Below are 17,809 nucleotides of genomic sequence, written 5' to 3' on the forward strand. Positions count from 1 at the left end.
TCCCCATGTTCGAACCTGTGGTTGCCACCCTGATTACCTCAATGGCCCGCACCGTAACCGGCGCCCGCAGCCTGTGGCTGGGTTGCGCGCCGGTGCCGGTGCAGCGCATCTATTTCGCCAACCACAGCAGCCACGGCGACTTCGTGCTGGTGTGGGCGTCCCTGCCGCAAAACCTGCGCAAGTTCACGCGTCCGGTGGCCGGCAGCGACTACTGGAACAAAAGCGCACTGCGCCGTTACATCATCAACCGCGTGTTCAATGGCGTGCTGATCGATCGTGAGCGCAAAGACCCTGTGGATAACCCTCTGCAACCCATGCTCGCCGCTTTGGAAGGTGGCGACTCGCTGATCATCTTCCCCGAAGGCACGCGCAATCTCGAAGACGGCCTGCTGCCCTTTAAAAGCGGCCTGTACCACCTGGCAAAAAGTTATCCACAGGCCGAATTGATCCCGGTGTGGATCGCCAATCTCAACCGGGTCATGCCCAAGGGGCGCGTGCTGCCGCTGCCATTGCTGTGCACCACCAGCTTCGGTGCGCCACTGCAACTGGAAGATAACGAAGACAAAACCGCCTTCCTCGCCCGCACCCGCGACGCCCTGCTTGCCCTTGCCCCGGAGCATGTCTGACATGGATAGCCAAACCCTGATGTTGTTCGGCGGGATCGGCGCCATCCTGGTGCTCGCCTCGCTGATCGGCCTGATCCTCAAGTTGCGCACCCGCGGTACGCCAAATGCGGTCGTCGACAACCTCAACGCCCGTATCAACGCCTGGTGGGTGATGGTCGTGGTGATCGGCATCGCCTTCTGGCTGGGCACCGGTGCGGTGATCCTGCTGTTCTACGCAGTGTCGTTCTACGCCCTGCGCGAATTCCTCACCCTTACCCCGACCCGCCGCAGTGACTACCCGGCGCTGGTGGCCGCGTTCTACCTGGCCTTGCCGCTGCAATACCTGCTGATCTATTCCGATTGGTACGGGCTGTTCTCGATCTTCATCCCGGTGTACGTGTTCCTGCTGCTGCCGATCCTCGCTTCACTGGGTGGCGACAGCACGCACTTCCTGGAGCGCGCGTCGAAGGTGCAATGGGGCCTGATGATTGCCGTGTTCTGCGTGTCCTTCGTCCCGGCCTTGCTGACCCTCGACATTCCTGGCTACGAAGGTCGCAACCTGTTGCTGATCGCCTACCTGGTGATCGTGGTGCAGCTGTCGGACGTGCTGCAATACGTATGTGGCAAGCTGTTCGGCAAACACAAGATCGCGCCCAACCTGTCGCCGTCCAAAACCGTCGAAGGTTTCGTCGGCGGGATTCTGCTGTCATCCCTGATCGGCGCTGCGCTGTGGTGGACCACGCCCTTTAATCCATGGCAGTCGTTTTTGATCGCACTGCTGATCAACCTGCTCGGCTTTGCCGGCGGCATTGTGATGTCGGCAATCAAGCGCGACCGAGGCGTGAAAGATTGGGGCCATATGATCGAAGGGCACGGCGGGATGCTGGACCGGCTGGATTCAGTGTGTTTTGCGGCGCCGATTTTCTTTCACCTTGTTCGCTACTGGTGGACCTGAGAAATACCACCTCAAGCTCAACGCGGATCAACTGTGGGAGCTGGCTTGCCTGCGATGGCGGTGGGCCAGCAACCCATTTGTTGACTGAAACACCGCCATCGCAGGCAAGCCAGCTCCCACAGTGGTTTTGGTGGGGTTTTGAAGTATTCAGCCTGGCAGGTGCCCCAATGGCAAGGCGCCTGGGGTTTTCACGGTCTGGATCGCAAAGTTGCTGCGGATGTCCCGCACCCCCGGCAGCTTCAACAGGCTGCCGGTGACGAACCGCTCGTACCCACGCAAATCCGGCACCACCACCTGCAACAGAAAATCCGACTCACCCGACACCAGAAATGCCGAGATCACCTCGGGCAGTGCGGTCACCGCCTCGCGAAAGGCATTGGCCTCGGTGTCGTTGTGCCGCTCCACCTTCACGCCGACGAACACCATCATGCCCAGGCCCACTTCATCGCGGTCCAGGGTGGCTTGATAGCCGCGAATCACCCCGGCTTCCTCCAGCAGCCTCACACGGCGCAAACAGGGTGAGGCAGACAGGCCGATCTCATCCGCCAGCTGCACGTTACTCAGGCGCCCATCACGTTGCAGGGCTTCAAGAATCTTGCGGTCAAAGGCATCAAGTTTCAGATTTGGCATAAATGAATGGCCGTTAGCTTAATCAATGGCAGACAGTGCCAAGAATAGACGCTTTATAAGCTGACTACGCAAGCACCTGCCCTGCCCTTCACTCCTAGAATTAGCCGACACATCAAGGGGGTGGAACATGACAGAGCTGTGGTTATTTCTGATGGCACTTTCGGTGGCGTTTCTGCTGCCGGGGCCGGACATGATCCTGTTGCTGCAAACCGGCGCGCGCCAGGGCAAAGCGCTGGCGCTGACCACGGCAATCGGCCTGGGCCTCGCCCGGGCATGCCATGTGGTGTTGGCGGGCATGGGGCTGGCGACGTTGTTCAAAGTGGCGCCCTGGACCTTCGACGTGGTGCGCCTGGGCGGTGCGGCCTACCTGTTGTGGCTGGGCGTGCAATGCCTGCGTGCGAACGGGCTGCCATCGCTCGACGCCTCTCACGGCGCACCACCCGCCCATGCCTGGCGCGTGGCCTTTCAACGCGGACTGCTGACGAACCTGCTCAACCCAAAGGCCCTGCTGTTCTGCTCGGTGCTGCTGCCGCAATTCGTCAACCCGCAGGCCGGCCCGGTGGCGGCGCAGTTTGCATGGCTGGGGGTGATGCTGGTGACCGTGGGCTTCGCGTTTGACTGTTGCTACGCCCTGGCCGGCGCGCGCATCGGCCGCTGGCTGGCCAGCAATCGCTCGGCGCAGCGCCTGCAGCAGTGGTTATTCGGCAGCCTTTTGATCGGTTTTGCGGTGCGTCTCACTTTTGTGCAACACGCCTGAGCGTTTGCGGCATATTCACGTCATCTTTTGTATCAAAGACGCGTGTAAGATACGCCGCACTTAGCCAGGGATGCTCACCATGTTCGATTCGTTGAAAGCGATCAGTCGCCGTTTTCTCGGCCTGTTAACCACGGTGGTGAGTGCCCTGTTCGGCCAATGGCAGCCGCCTTTCTGGCTGCGCGCCATAGGTCGAGGCTTTGCGAACCTGGGCCGCAACGCTCGCGCCTATCCGCGCCAGGCCGGCGCCGGCGTGCTGGGCCTGGTGTTACTGGCTGGCGCAGGATTCTACGGCTGGCACTGGTATTCAAACCTGCCGCAGCCGCACACCGTTGGTTATTCGTTGCACAAGCCGAACCTGACGGATTACACCCAGCAACCGCCGGTGGTGGATAACTTGCAGGTGCGTTTCGCCGAATCCGTGGCCCCCCTGGCGGCGATTGGCAAACCGGTGACTGAGGGCATCACCCTCAAACCCAACGTGGCAGGCGCCTGGCGCTGGTCCGATGACCGCACTTTACTGTTCGTGCCAGAAAAAGACTGGCCTGTAGACGCCCACTACACGCTGGACCTGGCGAAGAAAAACCTCCTGGCCGACGGCGTGTTGCTCAGCCAGTACAGCAGCCAGTTTTCCACCCAGCCGTTCCGCGCCACCCTGGCGCAAAACGAGCTGTATCAAGACCCGTCCAACCCGACGCTGAAACAGCTGGTCGCGACCTTCCACTTTTCCCACCCGGTGGATGAAGACAACCTGCGCAAGCGCGTGTCTGTGACCCTCGGCAAAGGCCTGGCCTACCGCGACGCGCAGTTGCCCAACCGCCCGGAAATCACCTTCGACGACAACAAGCTCAACGCCTACGTACGCTCTGCCGCCCTCGCCACGCCACTGGAAAGCACGCCGGTCAGCGCCAGGCTCGACGAAGGCATCAAAGCCCGTGACGGTGGCAACGCCAGCACCGCGCCGCTGGTGTCGGAAGTCACCGTGCCCGGCCGTTATCGCCTGACCTTCACCGCCGCCGACGTCAGTTTTGTCGACAATGAACGCGGCGAACCGGAACCGGTGCTGATGTTCAGCAGCTCCAGCGCCGTGGCCGATGACACCATTGCCGGTAAGGTCCAGGCGTGGCTGCTGCCGGAAAAAGCCCAGGACGACACTCGTCCCTATACCAGCAACGACATTGATGACGCCCTGCTGGCCCGCAGCACCAAGGTCGCCCTGACCCATGTGCCCAGCGTCGAGCCGCTGAACACCTTGCACGCGTTCAAATTCAAGGCCCCGGCCGGTCGCGCGCTGTATGTGCGTGTGCCCGCCAACCTGGAAGCCATCGGCGGCTATCTGGCGAAAAACCCTACGGCCTCGTTGATCAGCATGCCGGCGTATCCGCGCACGCTGCAGTTCCTGTCCAACGGCGCGCTGCTGAGCCTCAACGGCGAAAAACGCCTGGGCTTCATGGCCCGTGGCGTGCCCGGCGCCCATGTGGAAATCGCCCGGCTGCTGCCTAACCAGTTGCAACACCTGGTGGACCAGAGCAGCGGCAGTTTTGCCCGGCCCAATTTCGTCAACGAATACTTTGATCGGATGGTCGAGCGCCAGTCGCTGGATATTGCGCTGTCGTCCAATGACCCGGCGAACACCGTCTACGACAACGTCGATCTGAGCCACTACCTCACCGCCAACGGCGGGCGTCGTGGCATTTTCGTGCTCAAGCTCAGCCCTCAGGATGACCCCGCAGAACGCACGTTCGAGTACGACCGCAGCAGTACCAGCGACCTGCGCTTTATCGTGGTAACTGACCTGGGCATCATCGCCAAGCGCTCCAGCGATGGCAGCCATGATGTGTATGTGCAGTCGATCGGCAACGGTTCGCCGGTGGCCGACGCACAGGTCGACATCATTGGTCGCAACGGCCTGCCGGTCAGCAGTGGCCGCACCGACACCGAAGGCCATGCGCATTTCGCCAAGCTGGATGAACTGCGCCGTGAGAAAACGCCGCTGATGTATGTAGTCACTCGCGGCAATGATCAGTCCTTCCTGCCGATTGCCCGTCAGTCGCAGCAGCTGGATTTGTCGCGTTTTGATGTAGGCGGTTTGGAAGAAGACGGCGCGATTGATCGGCTCAGCGCCTACCTGTTTACCGACCGCGGCCTGTATCGCCCTGGCGAGACCGCGCACTTGGGCATGATCGTGCGCAGCGGCAACTGGAAAGGCGCCCTGCAAGGCCTGCCGGTGGAGCTGCAAATCACCGACCCGCGTGGCCTGGAGGTGATTCGTCAACCCCTGAAGCTGTCCACCAGCGGTTTTGAAACTTTTGATTTCCCCAGCAGCGACGTCGCCCCCGCAGGCGATTACACCGCGACCTTGCAGTTGATTGGCGAGAAAAACACCCGCACCGACCTGGGCAGTGTCAGTTTCAAGGTCCGCGATTTCGAGCCGGACCGCATGAAGGTCAGCCTGAGCCTGCATGACACGCCCGTATTGGGCTGGATTCCACCGGACCAGGTGGTGGCCAAAGTCACTGCAATGCACTTGTTCGGCGCTCCGGCCGCCGGCCGCCGGGTGACGGCGAAGATGTCCTTGAGCCCGACGCTTGCGGCCTTCGACCGTTATCCCGATTACCGCTTCCGCCTCAACAACTCACTGGAAGACGCCAGCACCGAAGACCTCGCTGAAACCACCGTCGACGACAACGGCCAGGCCGTGCTCGACCTTAACCTGCAACGCTTCGCCAACAGCACCTATCGCCTGCAGGTCATGACCCAGGTGTTCGAGGCTGAAGGTGGGCGTAACGTGGCGGCGCAAAGTGCACTGCTGGTGTCGTCCGCGCCTTATCTGGTTGGTGTGAAAAGTCAGGATTCGCTGTCGTACGTCGCCAAGGACGCCCCGCGTCAGGTGCAGTGGCTGGCCGTCGCGCCAGACCTCACGCCATTGGCGGTGGACGGCCTGACCAGTGAAGTGGTCGAGCACCGTTATGTGTCGGTGTTGGTGAAACAGTCCAACGGCACCTACAAATACGAGTCGCGCATCAAGAACATCAGCCAGCCCGCCTCGCCATTGACGATGACCAAGGATGGCGCCAAGCAGACCCTGAACACCGGTACGCCGGGCGATTTCACCCTGCAACTCAAGGATGCCAACGGCAACCTGCTCAACCAGATCGACTACAGCGTGGCCGGACGTGGCAACACGTCGCGCTCCCTGGAGCGTAACGCCGAGTTGCAGCTGCGCCTGGATAAACGCAGCTACGCCACCGGCGATGAGATTGCGATCAGCATCCGCGCGCCGTACACCGGCGCCGGTTTGATCACCATCGAACGCGACAAGGTTTACACCCAGCAATGGTTCAAGGCCGACAGCACCAACAGCGTGCAACATATCCGCGTGCCTGCGGGCCTTGAGGGCAATGCCTACGTCAACGTGCAGTTCGTGCGCGACATCGGCTCGTCCGAGGTTTATATGAGCCCGCTGTCCTACGGCGTGGTGCCGTTCAGCATCAACCTGGATGCGCGCCGCATGGCGCTGAAGGTCGAAGGCCCGGCGAAGATCGAACCGGGGCAGACCCTGGACATCAAGGTCACCGCCGACCGGCCAGGCCGCGCGGTGGTCTACGCGGTGGACGAAGGCATCCTGCAAGTGGCGCGTTACCAGACGCCGGACCCGTTGGGTTTCTTCTTCCAGAAGCGCGCACTGGAGGTCGGCACCAGTCAGATTCTTGACCTGATCCTGCCGGAATTCAGCCGCTTGCTCAGTGGGGCAGCGCCCGGCGGCGATACGGAAGGCGCTCTGGCCAACCACCTCAACCCGTTCAAACGTAAACATCAGCCGCCTGTGGCGTGGTGGTCCGGGTTGGTGGATTTGCCGGCCGGTGAAACCGTGCTGCATTACCAGGTGCCGGACAGCTTCAACGGCAAGCTGCACCTGTTTGCGGTGGCGGTGGACGCCGACAGCGTGGGCGTCAGCGAGGCCAGCACCGAGGTGCGTGGGCCGATCGTGATCACACCAAACGTGCCGGCCTTTGTCGCGCCGGGGGATGTGTTCAATGTGAGCGCCGGAGTATTCAGCAACCTCGATGCCGCGGCAGACGTGAAGTTTGAGCTGCAGACCAGCGACGGCCTCAACGTGCAGGGCGACAAAGGCAGCACCTTGTCACTGCAACCGCGTAAAGAAGGCACCGCCGAATTCAAGATCAAGGTCGGCGAAACCCTCGGTTCGGCGGACCTGCGTTTTATCGCCGTGCTGCCGGACGGCAAGCGCATTCAGGTGGCGGAAACCACCTCGATCCGCCCATTAAGTGAGCACCGTGTGGCCTTGAGCCTGGGCCGTTTCGACAGTGCCAGCAAAGAGCTCAAGCCAACGCGCGAGCTGTTCAGCCAACTGCGCGACGTGCAACTGGGCGTGGCGGCCTCGCCGCTGGTGTGGGCCAACGGCCTCAAGCATTACCTGGATGACTACGGTTATGCCTGCACCGAGCAATTGGTGTCCAAGGCCATGCCGGCGTTGATCTGGGGCGGCACCGCACCCGAAGCCGAGCAAGCCTTCAGCAGCGCGGTGCGCATGTTGCGCCAACGCCAGAACCAGGCCGGCGGCTTCGGTTTGTGGGCCGCCAACCCGGACGTGGCGCCGTACGCCAGCTTGTATGCCACCGACTTCCTGATCGAAGCCAAGGAACGCGGGCTGCCGGTGCCGGAAGATTTGCTGGTGCGCTCCAACGCCTACCTGACAGAACTGGCCAACGGCCCGAGCGAAGGGCTGTCGGAATTGCGCAACCGTGCGTACGCCAGTTACCTGCTGAGCCGTCAGGGCATTCTCGTGAGCGGCGCCTTGAGCGATATCCGCGAGCGCTACGAAAGTTACTTCAAAGACACCTGGCAGAACGACCTGGGCGCCGCTTACCTGGCCGCCAGCTACAAGTTGCTCAAGCAGGACCGCCAGGCCGATTCGCTGTTCCGCAAAATCCCATGGCGCTCCCTTGTGGATAAGTGGGACAGCGACGGCCTGTATTACGACCCGCTGGTGCACGACGCCGAACACTTGCACCTGCTGGCGCGTCACTTCCCTGAGTTGCTGGACGATGTGCCGACCGCCTTGCTGGATAAGCTCGGCAAGCGTCTTAACGAGCAACGCTACAACTCGCTGTCGGCCGCCCTGCTGCTGCGTGCCCTGGACAACTATGGCCAGCGCGCGCAAAGCGACATGACGCTCAAAGCCACCGCCTGGCTGGGCGACAAGCAGCAGCAATTGCTGGAAATGGCCGGGCAGCCGCCACGCGCCGCCGTGCCGGGCGCTACGCAAAAGCTGGTGATGGAAAAAACCGACGGCCCGGCCGCGTTCTACATGCTCAGCGAAGCCGGTTTCGACAAGGGCGCCAAGCTCAAGCCGATCAACAATGGCCTGGAAATCATCCACGAATACCTCGACCTCAAAGGCGAGCCCGTGAGCAAAGTGGCGGTGGGCGATGAGTTCCTGGTGCGTCTGCGCCTGCGTGCGACCGACCGCGACCAAGTGCAGCAAGTGGCCGTGGTCGATCTGCTGCCCGGCGGCGTCGAGCCTGTGTATAACTTGCCGCCGGAGCCGGAGACCGCCAGCACCGATGAAAGCGAAGGCGATGATTCGGAGTACGTGGAAACCGCCGACAGTGAAGAAGCGGATGCCTGGCAGGCGCCTATCGGCGAAACCGAGCTGAGCAACTGGCAGCCGGACTACGTGGACGTGCGTGATGATCGGGTGGTGTTGTACGGCACCGCGCTGCGCGATGTGGGCACTTTCGTCTACCGCGTGCGCGCCACCAACGCCGGCACCTTCAACACGCCACCGGCCTACGCCGAAGGGATGTACGAAACCACCCTGCAAGGGCGCGGCAAAGTAGGCCAGCTTGAAATTACCAAGCCTTAAACGCCTGACGCCGCTGCTGGCAGCGGCGGTGGTGCTGGTGGGGTTGCGGTTGTGGCCACACGCCCCGCTGGAACAGGCGGTCACCTCGTCGCGGGTGGTGTTGGCCGACGACGGCGCGCTGCTGCGCATGACGTTGGCGGATGACGGCCAATACCGGTTGTGGCTGCCGCTCGCGCGCATGTCGCCGTCACTGGTCGAGGCGTTGCTGCTCAAGGAAGACCGCAATTTCTATTGGCACCCGGGGATCAATCCCCCGGCGTTGCTGCGCGCGGCCATGGCCACCTACAGCGGCGGCCAGCGCCAGGGCGGTTCGACCTTGAGCATGCAACTGGCGCGGCGCCTGTGGGATTTGAACACCCGCCAAGTGCCGGGCAAGTTGCAGCAGATGGCCCTGGCGTTGTGGCTGGAGGCGCGCTACAGCAAGCACGACATCCTTGAGGCCTACCTGAACCTGGCGCCCATGGGCGGCAATATCGAAGGCGCCGAGGCGGCCAGCCGCATTTACTTTGGCAAGTCGGCGGCGCAGTTGTCGTTGTCCGAGGCGCTGGCTCTGGCGGTGATTCCCCAGCAGCCGGGGCGGCGCGCGCGTTTCGGGCCCTCGCTGCAAAACGCGCGACTGCGCTTGATGGCCGACTGGCGCGAGACTTATCCACAAGACCCGCGAAACGACAGTTTGCTCGACTTGCCGCTGGAGGCGCGCAACCGCCAACAGATCCCCTTCCTGGCGCCGCACCTGAGTGAACAACTGCTGGCGTCCCAGCCCGGCAACGAGCTGAACAGCACGCTTAATCTGCCCTTGCAGCAATTGCTCGAACGCCTAATCAGCGGCTTTATCGCCGAGCGGCGCAGCACGGGTGTGGAAAACGCCACAGCGATTCTGATCGACAGCCGTGACCAGAGCGTAAAAGCGCTGGTGGGCTCGGCGGATTACTTATCCACAAGCATTCACGGACAGGTCAACGGCGTGTTGGCGCGGCGCTCGCCGGGGTCGACCCTCAAGCCGTTTCTGTATGGGCTGGCGCTGGATCAGGGTGTGATCCACCCAATGAGCATCCTCAAGGATTTGCCGAGTAACTTCGGCTACTTTCAGCCGGAAAATTTCGACGGCAGTTTTATCGGGCCGCTGACAGCGCGGGATGCTTTGATCCGTAGTCGCAATATCCCCGCGGTGTGGCTGGCCAGCCAAGTAAAGTCGCCGTCGTTGTACGGTTTGCTGCAACGCGCCGGCATTCAGGGCCTGCGCGGCGAGAGCCATTACGGCTTGGCCTTGGCCCTCGGCGGTGGCGAGATGACGCCCGAAGAACTGGCGCGGCTGTATGTGATGCTGGCCGGTGACGGGCATCTGCGGCCGTTACGGTATTTGCAGGAACAGCCGCAATCCACTGGAGCGCAACTGCTCACGCCGCAGGCCGCGTTTATGGTGCGCGATATGTTGCGCCGCAACCCACGGCCGGATGGCTTGCCGGGCCGCCATTGGCGCACCGCGTGGAAAACCGGCACCTCGTGGGGTTTTCACGATGCCTGGAGCGCCGGCCTGGTCGGGCCGTACGTGCTGGTGGTGTGGGTGGGTAACTTCGATGGTCGACCGAACCCTGCGTTTATCGGCGCCAAGACCGCTGCACCGTTGTTCTTTCGCATCGCTGACGCCCTGCCCCTGGCGCTGCCCAATGTGGTGATCAAGCCCGACAAGCCACCCGCCGGGCTGGTGCGCATTGAGGTCTGCGCCGCTTCCGGTGAGTTGCCCAACCGCTGGTGCCCGCAAACCCGCAAGACCTGGTACATCCCCGGCGTGTCGCCGATTCGCGTGTCGAACCTGCACCGCCCGGTGCTGATCGACACCCGCACTGGCAAGGCTGCGTGCCCGCCATTTGATGCGCAATACACCCGTGAAGAAGTCTTCGAGTTCTGGCCCAGTGACGTGCAACGCCTGTATCGCGCCGCCGGCCTGCCTCGGCGCACGCCGCCCAGCGTGATGAAAAACTGCCAGCCCAACCGCATCAGCGACCAAAGCGAAGCCCCGCAAATTCGCTCGCCGCTGACCCAAGTGAGCTACCAGTTGCGGCTGTCTCAGCCACAGGAAAGCATCCCGCTGAATGCCAACGCGGCCAGCGACGCGGCGACGTTGTATTGGTTTGCCGACCAAACCTTGATCGGCCAAGGCCCGCCGCAAACCACGTTGAACTGGCGGCCGGGCAAGTCGGGCGAATACCGGCTGCGGGTCAGTGATGATCAAGGCCGCAGTGCGAGCCGGGGGTTGAAGGTGGAGTTTGTGCCGTGATCACAGGGGTACTTGGCTGGATAAGCGCAGCCCCCCCTGTGGGAGCGGGCTTGCCCGCGAAAACGTTGGCCCAGCAAACAGTGATGTTGACTGACCCACCGCTTCCGCGGGCAAGCCCGCTCCCACATTTGATCTGCTGCGCGACGCCCTGATCAGGCGTCTTCGTCGCCGAGACCGGCTTTGCCGGCATCCTTGGAAAAATGCTTGAACGCCGCACCCAGCTTGCGTTGCTCGAAGATCGAAAACACCAACGTGCCGAGCAGGATCAGCATCCACACCAGAAACAGCTTCAAGGTATCCACCTGAGCCACGAACAGCAGCAGCGTCACCACGCCGCCGATGACCATGCCCAAGCCCATCCACGCACCCAGCACCCGACCCACCGCCAGGCGCATGCCTTTGGGCAGGACCAGCCGGGTCGCCATCATCACCACGATGATCGTCAGGAAAAAACCAAACGCCGCCATGAACGGAATCGGGAAACCGCCTTCGCGGTACAGCCAGGCCAGCAGCCGATACACGGGGCCCAGTGTCTCCATTTGCTGATACGTGTCGGGACCGGGTAAATGCAGTTGGGCGAAATGCGCGGGCGTCATGGCCATGATGCCCACGCCGATCATCCCGACCACGGCCGCATAGAAACCACCGGCACGCCACAGCGGCGCCAGCACGCGAGTGTTTTCCACATCCTGGGTCAGCGCCAGGCCGAACACCGCATTGCGCTGTTTACCCTGGGCAATCGCAGGTTTACCGTCGCGCTCACAGGCATCGCCAATCAGCATCACGTCCAGGTCCTGGACCAGCAGGATTTCGCCTTGGCGTCGGGAACTGCCGACGAGTTCGTAATCGTCAGGCGCCTTGTTGCCGAACAGATCAATGCCTTCGGCGATCACGCGGACCTCACCCGTTGCATCCTGCAGGCGGAAGTCATTGCAGCGCGCCTCGCTGGATACCCGGCTCCAGCTCCAGTGCCCGTCGTCGTCTTTCTTGCCGTCCTCGACAACCCAGACATAGCCCACGCACGGCTTGCCATTCACCGGCGACAGCTGGGTCTTGTCGGCAATCACTTTGCCGCGTACTTCCACCAGGCCCATCGCCAGCGAACGAATCTGGCTGGTGGCCAGGCGCTGTTCGGTTTTAGAGAAGCTGGGCCCGAAGCTGAGCAGCAGGCCGACCAGAATGCCTACGGGGAAAAACAGCGCGATAAAAATGTGCGGTGCATAAGCAATCAAGCTGATGAAGCCCGCGAGCAACACCAGTGCCAACGCGGTTTTCCACTTGGGTTTCTTCGCGACGACGCCTGCCTGGGTGGTTTTCATGCCCCCGGCACCTCAAGTTTCACGCCTTCGTAGCGGGTTTCTTCGGCGCTGATGGCCAGCAACGGAATACGCTGATAGCTGAGCATCCGCGCAAAGAACAGGTCGGGGAACACCGCGATGGCGATGTTGTAGAGGTTGACCGACTCATTGAAGAACTCACGCCGGTCGGCAATGCGCTCTTCCACGGCCGAAATGGCTTGCTGCAACTCGACCATGTTCGGCCCGGAGATCAACGCGGGATAACTCTCCGCCACCGCAATCACCGACTTGAGTGCGGCGTTGAGCTGATTGGACGCATCGACCTTGTCGTTGAGGCTACTGGCATTCAAGTATTGGTTACGCGCATCGCTCAGCCGCGTAAACAGCGCGTTCTCGTGGTTCATGGCGGTCTGCACCACGCGCATCAGGTCGGGGATCTGGTCGGCCCGTTGCTTGAGCAGCACGTCGATGTTGGCGAACGCCTTATCCACATCGTTACGCCGCATGACCAGGCCGTTGTAGACCCCGACCATCCAGCCGATCAGGCCCACAACAATGATCAGCACGACGATGCCGGCGATTAGCAGTTCGATATTCATGGTGAAGGCGTCCCTGTCTGAGTTATCCACAGGAAGGCATTCTAGGGGTAAAGCCGGACGGCGCGCCCGGCAGTAGCCCACAGATTCGACAGGAGGTCGTTAATTCGTCGCGGCGATTCGCACGACCTCATTGCGGTTTACTTTGCCTAAAGCGTTGCGCGGGATGGCTTCGGTCAACACGATCTGCCGTGGCAACTTGAACGGCGCCAGGCGCACACGCAACCAGGCAAGGAGCTCCTGCGCCGAGGTGCCAGGTGCATCGGCTGTCAGCTTGACCAACGCCACCACCCGCTGCCCCGCTTCGTAATCCGGTGCGCCCGCGACGGCCGCATCGGCGACGGCCGGGTGCAGGATCAGCTGGTTTTCCACTTCCACGGGGGAAATCTTGTCGGTGAAGCTGACAATCTGATCCTTGCAACGCCCGACAAAGCGGTACTCGCCATTGGGCAACTGCACCATCAGATCGCCCGAGGCAAACCAACCTCCACAGCTATGGCTGATGATGTCGCCGGGACCGGTCCAGTAGCCGAGGCTCAGGTTTGCGCCGCACATCTGCAGTTCGCCTACCTCGCCTTGGGCAACTTCGACGCCGTCGGCATCCACCAGGCGCGCGCGCCCTGGGATGGCGGTGAGGGTATCCCAGGCCGAACCAAAGGCCATGCTGCCCAGGCATTCCGTCAGGCCGTAAGTATTGTTCAGACGCCACCCAAAGGTGTTTTGGAAGGTTTCGGCAACCACCGGGCGGCACGCGTCTCCACCTACCCCACAAACCCGCATCGAGCTGAGGTCGCGCGGACGCTTACGCTGGGCGTCCACCAGCGGCTGGCAGATAAACGGCGCGACGAACAGCATCGTGCCCCTCTCTTGCTCGATGGCATCGAGGAGTTTGTCGGCATCGAAACGGCTGAACATGACTTCCTGACAGCCACGAATGATCGTCGCCATCAGCACGAACGAACCGGAGACGTGGGCGACCGGCGTGCTGCCGAGGGTGCAGGAGTGCGAATCAAGTTCCCACGCACTCAGTGCACCGGCAACGTGGGAAATCACCCGCTGGTTGTAGGCCACCAGCTTGGGCATGCCCGTGGTGCCGGACGTTGCCAGCAGCAGGCAGGTCGAATCGATATCCACCGGCACCTGAGCTGTGTGGCGGCTGCCCTCGCCCAACAGCGCGTGCCAGCCCGCGCTGGTAACCGTGCGCGTACGTTCAAGCACGTCAGCAGCCATCTGCGCCACCACGGGCTGCAGATCTGCCTCATGAACAAACAACGTTGGGCGTAGCCACCGCAAAAACTCATCCAGCTCACGGGCCGTGAATTCAGTCTTCAGCGGCACCAGGATTGCCCCGCTCATCATCGCGGCGAACAGGAACACCGCGTACAGCGGCGACGTGCGCACCAGCATGACAATCCGATCACCTGGCTCGATCCCCGCTCGCTTGAGCCCGTTGCTCAGGCGCACCACTTCGCTGGCCAGGCGGTGATAGGACCAGACGTCGCCGTCGGCAATCAGGGCAATGGCGTTGGGCCGTTCGCTGGCGTGCTGGAACAGCGCCTGCAGCGGGGTTTGCGAGGGGCAAGGGGCATCAATGGATTGAAAACTGCTCGGCATGATCGTCTTCCAAGGGGCTAGGACTGCTCGCGCGGTGGTGCGCGCTCCCCAAGGGAACACCTGGAAGTGCCGGTTTATTTCGTGAAGCTTCGATGACGTAAAAATAGCGCGCATAAAAAACCCCGATTACCGGGGTGCTGGTGCCGCCATCTCGATGTAACTGGATGTCCCGCCACCCGTCGCGCCCGACAGCCACCCCCACTCGAACGCCAGCGTGGTAAGCCCGGCGTGATTCACGCCGACCGTGCCGCGTGACCAGCCGGCAAGCAGCTCGCCGTCCATCGTCAGGCACTGAAACAGAAGCTCGAGGGTGTTGGAGCCCGTCACGCGCCCGACCTGCTGGCCCGTACGAATGCGGCCACCCTGGTAAGTGCCCGTAATGGCGTCACCCTCGACCCGGTAATGAAACACCGTGCCCGAGCCGGAAAGCCCTTGGGTGTTGGCCGCTACCGCAAAGCGGCGATCGTTCAAACGTTCGCGCAGTTGGGAAAAGTCAGATCGCATAGAGGTCGCGTCCTTGCGTGGAAGTTGGAGACCCGGTGCGGGCCTCCAGCGTGTGCCGTGTTACTCCACCGTCACCGACTTCGCCAGGTTACGCGGCTGATCCACGTCGGTGCCCTTGAGCACGGCAACGTAGTAGGACAGCAACTGCAGCGGGATGGTGTAGAGGATCGGCGACAGGGTGTCGTGGATGTGCGGCATGTTGATGACGTGGGTGCCTTCGGCGTTGGTCATGCCGGCTTTTTCGTCGGCGAACACGATCAGTTGGCCGCCACGGGCACGCACTTCCTGCAGGTTGGATTTGAGCTTTTCCAACAGTTCGTTGTTGGGCGCGACGGTGACCACTGGCATGTCATCATCCACCAGGGCCAGTGGACCGTGCTTCAGCTCGCCGGCTGGGTAGGCTTCGGCGTGGATGTAGGAGATTTCCTTGAGCTTGAGCGAGCCCTCCATCGCCACCGGGTATTGCGCGCCACGGCCGAGGAACAGAGTGTGGTTTTTGTCGGCGAACAGTTCAGCGACTTTTTCCACGGTGCTGTCCATGGCCAGGGCTTCGCCCAGGCGGGCTGGCAGGCGGCGCAGTTCTTCGACCAGCGTGGCTTCGACGCCTTCGGCAAGGGTGCCGCGAACCTGGCCCAGGGACAGCGTCAGCAGCAACAAGCCAACCAGCTGGGTGGTGAAGGCTTTGGTGGAAGCCACGCCGATTTCGCGACCGGCCTGGGTCAGCAGGGTCAGGTCGGACTCGCGCACCAGGGAGCTGATGCTGACGTTGCAGATCGCCAGGCTGGCGAGGAAGCCCAGCTCTTTAGCGTTGCGCAGTGCCGCCAGGGTGTCGGCGGTTTCGCCGGACTGGGAGATGGTCACGAACAAGGTGTCGGGTTGCACCACCACCTTGCGGTAGCGGAACTCGCTGGCGACTTCGACCTGGCACGGGATGCCGGCCAGTTCTTCGAGCCAATAACGCGCAACCATACCGGCGTGGTAGCTGGTGCCGCAGGCGACGATTTGCACGTTGCGTACTTTGGCGAACAGCTCGGCGGCTTGTGGGCCGAAGGCGTTGACCAGCACTTGGTGCTGGCTCAGGCGGCCTTCCAGGGTGCGTTGCACCACGGACGGTTGCTCGTGGATTTCCTTGAGCATGAAGTGGCGGAATTCGCCTTTGTCAGCGGCTTCGGCACCGTCACGGTATTGCACGGCTTCGCGCTCGACGGAGTTGCCGTTAACGTCCCAGATCGCCACGCTTTCGCGGCGGATATCGGCGATATCGCCTTCTTCCAGGTACATGAAACGGTCAGTCACCTGGCGCAGCGCCAGTTGGTCGGAGGCGAGGAAGTTTTCGCCCAGGCCCAGGCCGATCACCAACGGGCTGCCACTGCGCGCGGCAACCACGCGGTCTGGCTGGCTGGCGCTGACCACGGCCAGGCCGTAGGCGCCGTGCAGCTCTTTAACGGTGGCCTTAAGGGCGACGGTCAGGTCGCCGAGGTCCTTGAGCTTGTGGTTCAGCAGGTGAGCGATGACTTCGGTGTCGGTGTCCGAGGTGAACACATAGCCCAGGCCTTTGAGCTGCTCGCGCAGCACTTCGTGGTTCTCGATAATGCCGTTGTGCACCACCGCCAGGTCACCGGAGAAATGCGGGTGGGCATTGCGTTCGCACGGAGCACCGTGGGTAGCCCAACGGGTGTGGGCAATGCCCAGACGGCCGACCAGCGGCTCACCAAGCAGGGCTTGCTCCAGTTCGCTGACCTTGCCCGGGCGACGCATACGCTCAAGCTTGCCGGCGTTGGTGAAGACCGCCACACCGGCGCTGTCGTAACCGCGGTATTCCAGGCGCTTGAGGCCTTCAAGCAGGATGGCGGTGACGTTGCGTTCAGCGACTGCGCCTACAATTCCACACATGGTTTTTCTCCTAGATGATTGCCGCGCATATCAGCGTAATGCCGCGGGCTTGGATCTGGTCGCGGGCCTCAAGCGGCAGGCGATCATCGGTAATAAGGGTATGGACGCTGCTCCAGGGCAGTTCCAGGTTGGGAATCTTGCGGCCAATCTTGTCGGACTCGACCATCACCACCACTTCACGGGCGACCTCGGCCATCACGCGGCTCAGGCCCAGCAGTTCGTTGAAGGTGGTGGTACCGCGCTGCAGATCGATGCCGTCGGCGCCGATGAACAGTTGATCAAAATCGTAGGAGCGCAGCACTTGCTCGGCCACTTGGCCCTGGAACGAGTCCGAATGCGGGTCCCAGGTGCCGCCGGTCATGAGCAACACCGGTTCGTGTTCAAGCTCGCTCAAGGCGCTGGCCACGTGCAGGGAGTTGGTCATCACCACCAGGCCGGGCTGATGGCCCAGCTCAGGGATCATGGCGGCAGTGGTGCTGCCGCTGTCGATGATGATGCGCGCGTGTTCACGCAAGCGCATCACGGCCGCACGCGCGATGGCGCGCTTGTAAGCCGAGATGGGCTGGGCCGCGTCCCCTACCAGTTCCTGAGGCATGGTGATGGCGCCACCGTAGCGGCGCAGCAACAGGCCATTGCTTTCCAGCGCGGCCAGGTCCTTGCGGATGGTGACTTCCGACGTTTCGAAACGCTTGGCCAATTCGTCCACGCTGACTTCGCCCTGTTCATTGAGCAAGGTCAGGATGTTGTGGCGTCGTTGGGGTGTATTTCGTTTCGACATGGTGATGATAAGTT

The 17,809-nt window shown here is 62.3% G+C and carries 12 protein-coding genes; 5 read left to right on the forward strand and 7 right to left on the reverse strand.

Annotated features, from left to right (window positions below; all coding sequences use genetic code 11):
• Positions 1–5 precede the first annotated feature (5 nt).
• Both C4J83_RS30220 and C4J83_RS30225 read left to right on the forward strand, forming a co-directional pair.
• Entirely contained in the window at positions 6–626 is a 621-nt protein-coding gene (locus tag C4J83_RS30220; protein WP_119741220.1) for a lysophospholipid acyltransferase family protein, read from the forward strand.
• Position 627: 1 nt separating this feature from the next.
• Positions 628–1,560, forward strand: coding sequence for a phosphatidate cytidylyltransferase (locus tag C4J83_RS30225; protein WP_106575956.1), 933 nt, complete (start codon positions 628–630; stop codon positions 1,558–1,560).
• A gap of 147 nt (positions 1,561–1,707) precedes the next feature.
• Here the strand turns inward: C4J83_RS30225 and C4J83_RS30230 are convergent, their stop codons facing one another.
• Positions 1,708–2,181 carry an Lrp/AsnC family transcriptional regulator gene (locus C4J83_RS30230; protein WP_025854407.1) on the reverse strand — a complete coding sequence of 158 codons (474 nt, stop codon included), beginning with the start codon at positions 2,179–2,181 and terminating at the stop codon, positions 1,708–1,710.
• Positions 2,182–2,317: 136 nt separating this feature from the next.
• Here C4J83_RS30230 and C4J83_RS30235 point away from each other — a divergent pair, with 136 nt between their 5' ends.
• From C4J83_RS30235 to pbpC, 3 genes are all read left to right on the forward strand, one after another.
• Positions 2,318–2,947: a LysE family translocator gene (locus C4J83_RS30235; protein ID WP_124418811.1), complete on the forward strand. Its 630-nt coding sequence runs from the start codon at positions 2,318–2,320 to the stop codon at positions 2,945–2,947.
• A gap of 79 nt (positions 2,948–3,026) precedes the next feature.
• Positions 3,027–8,834: an alpha-2-macroglobulin family protein gene (locus C4J83_RS30240; protein WP_124418812.1), complete on the forward strand. Its 5,808-nt coding sequence runs from the start codon at positions 3,027–3,029 to the stop codon at positions 8,832–8,834.
• Positions 8,815–11,112 carry a penicillin-binding protein 1C gene (gene pbpC, locus C4J83_RS30245; RefSeq protein WP_124418813.1) on the forward strand — a complete coding sequence of 766 codons (2,298 nt, stop codon included), beginning with the start codon at positions 8,815–8,817 and terminating at the stop codon, positions 11,110–11,112. The genes C4J83_RS30240 and pbpC overlap by 20 nt, the downstream gene beginning before the upstream one ends.
• A gap of 152 nt (positions 11,113–11,264) precedes the next feature.
• Here the strand turns inward: pbpC and C4J83_RS30250 are convergent, their stop codons facing one another.
• From C4J83_RS30250 to C4J83_RS30275, 6 genes are all read right to left on the reverse strand, one after another.
• Positions 11,265–12,431 (reverse strand): hypothetical protein, encoded by a 1,167-nt coding sequence (locus C4J83_RS30250; RefSeq protein WP_124418814.1) that lies wholly within the window; start codon positions 12,429–12,431, stop codon positions 11,265–11,267.
• Positions 12,428–13,009 (reverse strand): LemA family protein, encoded by a 582-nt coding sequence (locus tag C4J83_RS30255; protein ID WP_106575960.1) that lies wholly within the window; start codon positions 13,007–13,009, stop codon positions 12,428–12,430. The genes C4J83_RS30250 and C4J83_RS30255 overlap by 4 nt, the downstream gene beginning before the upstream one ends.
• Before the next feature lie 99 nt (positions 13,010–13,108).
• A complete protein-coding gene (locus tag C4J83_RS30260; RefSeq protein WP_124418815.1) occupies positions 13,109–14,620 on the reverse strand; it encodes a class I adenylate-forming enzyme family protein in 1,512 nt (503 codons plus the stop codon).
• 126 nt (positions 14,621–14,746) lie between these two features.
• Complete coding sequence (locus C4J83_RS30265; RefSeq protein ID WP_119741240.1) at positions 14,747–15,124, reverse strand: avidin-fold protein; 378 nt, start codon at positions 15,122–15,124, stop codon at positions 14,747–14,749.
• Between the two features lie 60 nt (positions 15,125–15,184).
• Complete coding sequence (glmS, locus tag C4J83_RS30270) at positions 15,185–17,017, reverse strand: glutamine--fructose-6-phosphate transaminase (isomerizing) (protein WP_124418816.1); 1,833 nt, start codon at positions 17,015–17,017, stop codon at positions 15,185–15,187.
• Positions 17,018–17,027: 10 nt separating this feature from the next.
• On the reverse strand, positions 17,028–17,795 hold the full coding sequence (locus C4J83_RS30275) for a DeoR/GlpR family DNA-binding transcription regulator (RefSeq protein ID WP_106575964.1): 768 nt from the start codon (positions 17,793–17,795) through the stop codon (positions 17,028–17,030).
• Positions 17,796–17,809 lie beyond the last annotated feature (14 nt).

It is taken from the genome of Pseudomonas sp. LBUM920 (genome assembly GCF_003852315.1).
GTDB lineage: Bacteria > Pseudomonadota > Gammaproteobacteria > Pseudomonadales > Pseudomonadaceae > Aquipseudomonas.

Excerpts from the sequence above, each read along its gene's own strand:
- C4J83_RS30255 (WP_106575960.1), bottom strand. The coding sequence starts at position 13,009 with ATGAATATCGAACTGCTAATCGCCGGCATCGTCGTGCTGATCATTGTT.
- C4J83_RS30260 (WP_124418815.1), bottom strand. The coding sequence starts at position 14,620 with ATGCCGAGCAGTTTTCAATCCATTGATGCCCCTTGCCCCTCGCAAACC.
- C4J83_RS30235 (WP_124418811.1), top strand. The coding sequence starts at position 2,318 with ATGACAGAGCTGTGGTTATTTCTGATGGCACTTTCGGTGGCGTTTCTG.
- glmS (WP_124418816.1), bottom strand. The coding sequence starts at position 17,017 with ATGTGTGGAATTGTAGGCGCAGTCGCTGAACGCAACGTCACCGCCATC.
- C4J83_RS30220 (WP_119741220.1), top strand. The coding sequence starts at position 6 with ATGTTCGAACCTGTGGTTGCCACCCTGATTACCTCAATGGCCCGCACC.
- C4J83_RS30265 (WP_119741240.1), bottom strand. The coding sequence starts at position 15,124 with ATGCGATCTGACTTTTCCCAACTGCGCGAACGTTTGAACGATCGCCGC.
- C4J83_RS30275 (WP_106575964.1), bottom strand. The coding sequence starts at position 17,795 with ATGTCGAAACGAAATACACCCCAACGACGCCACAACATCCTGACCTTG.
- C4J83_RS30240 (WP_124418812.1), top strand. The coding sequence starts at position 3,027 with ATGTTCGATTCGTTGAAAGCGATCAGTCGCCGTTTTCTCGGCCTGTTA.
- C4J83_RS30225 (WP_106575956.1), top strand. The coding sequence starts at position 628 with ATGGATAGCCAAACCCTGATGTTGTTCGGCGGGATCGGCGCCATCCTG.
- C4J83_RS30250 (WP_124418814.1), bottom strand. The coding sequence starts at position 12,431 with ATGAAAACCACCCAGGCAGGCGTCGTCGCGAAGAAACCCAAGTGGAAA.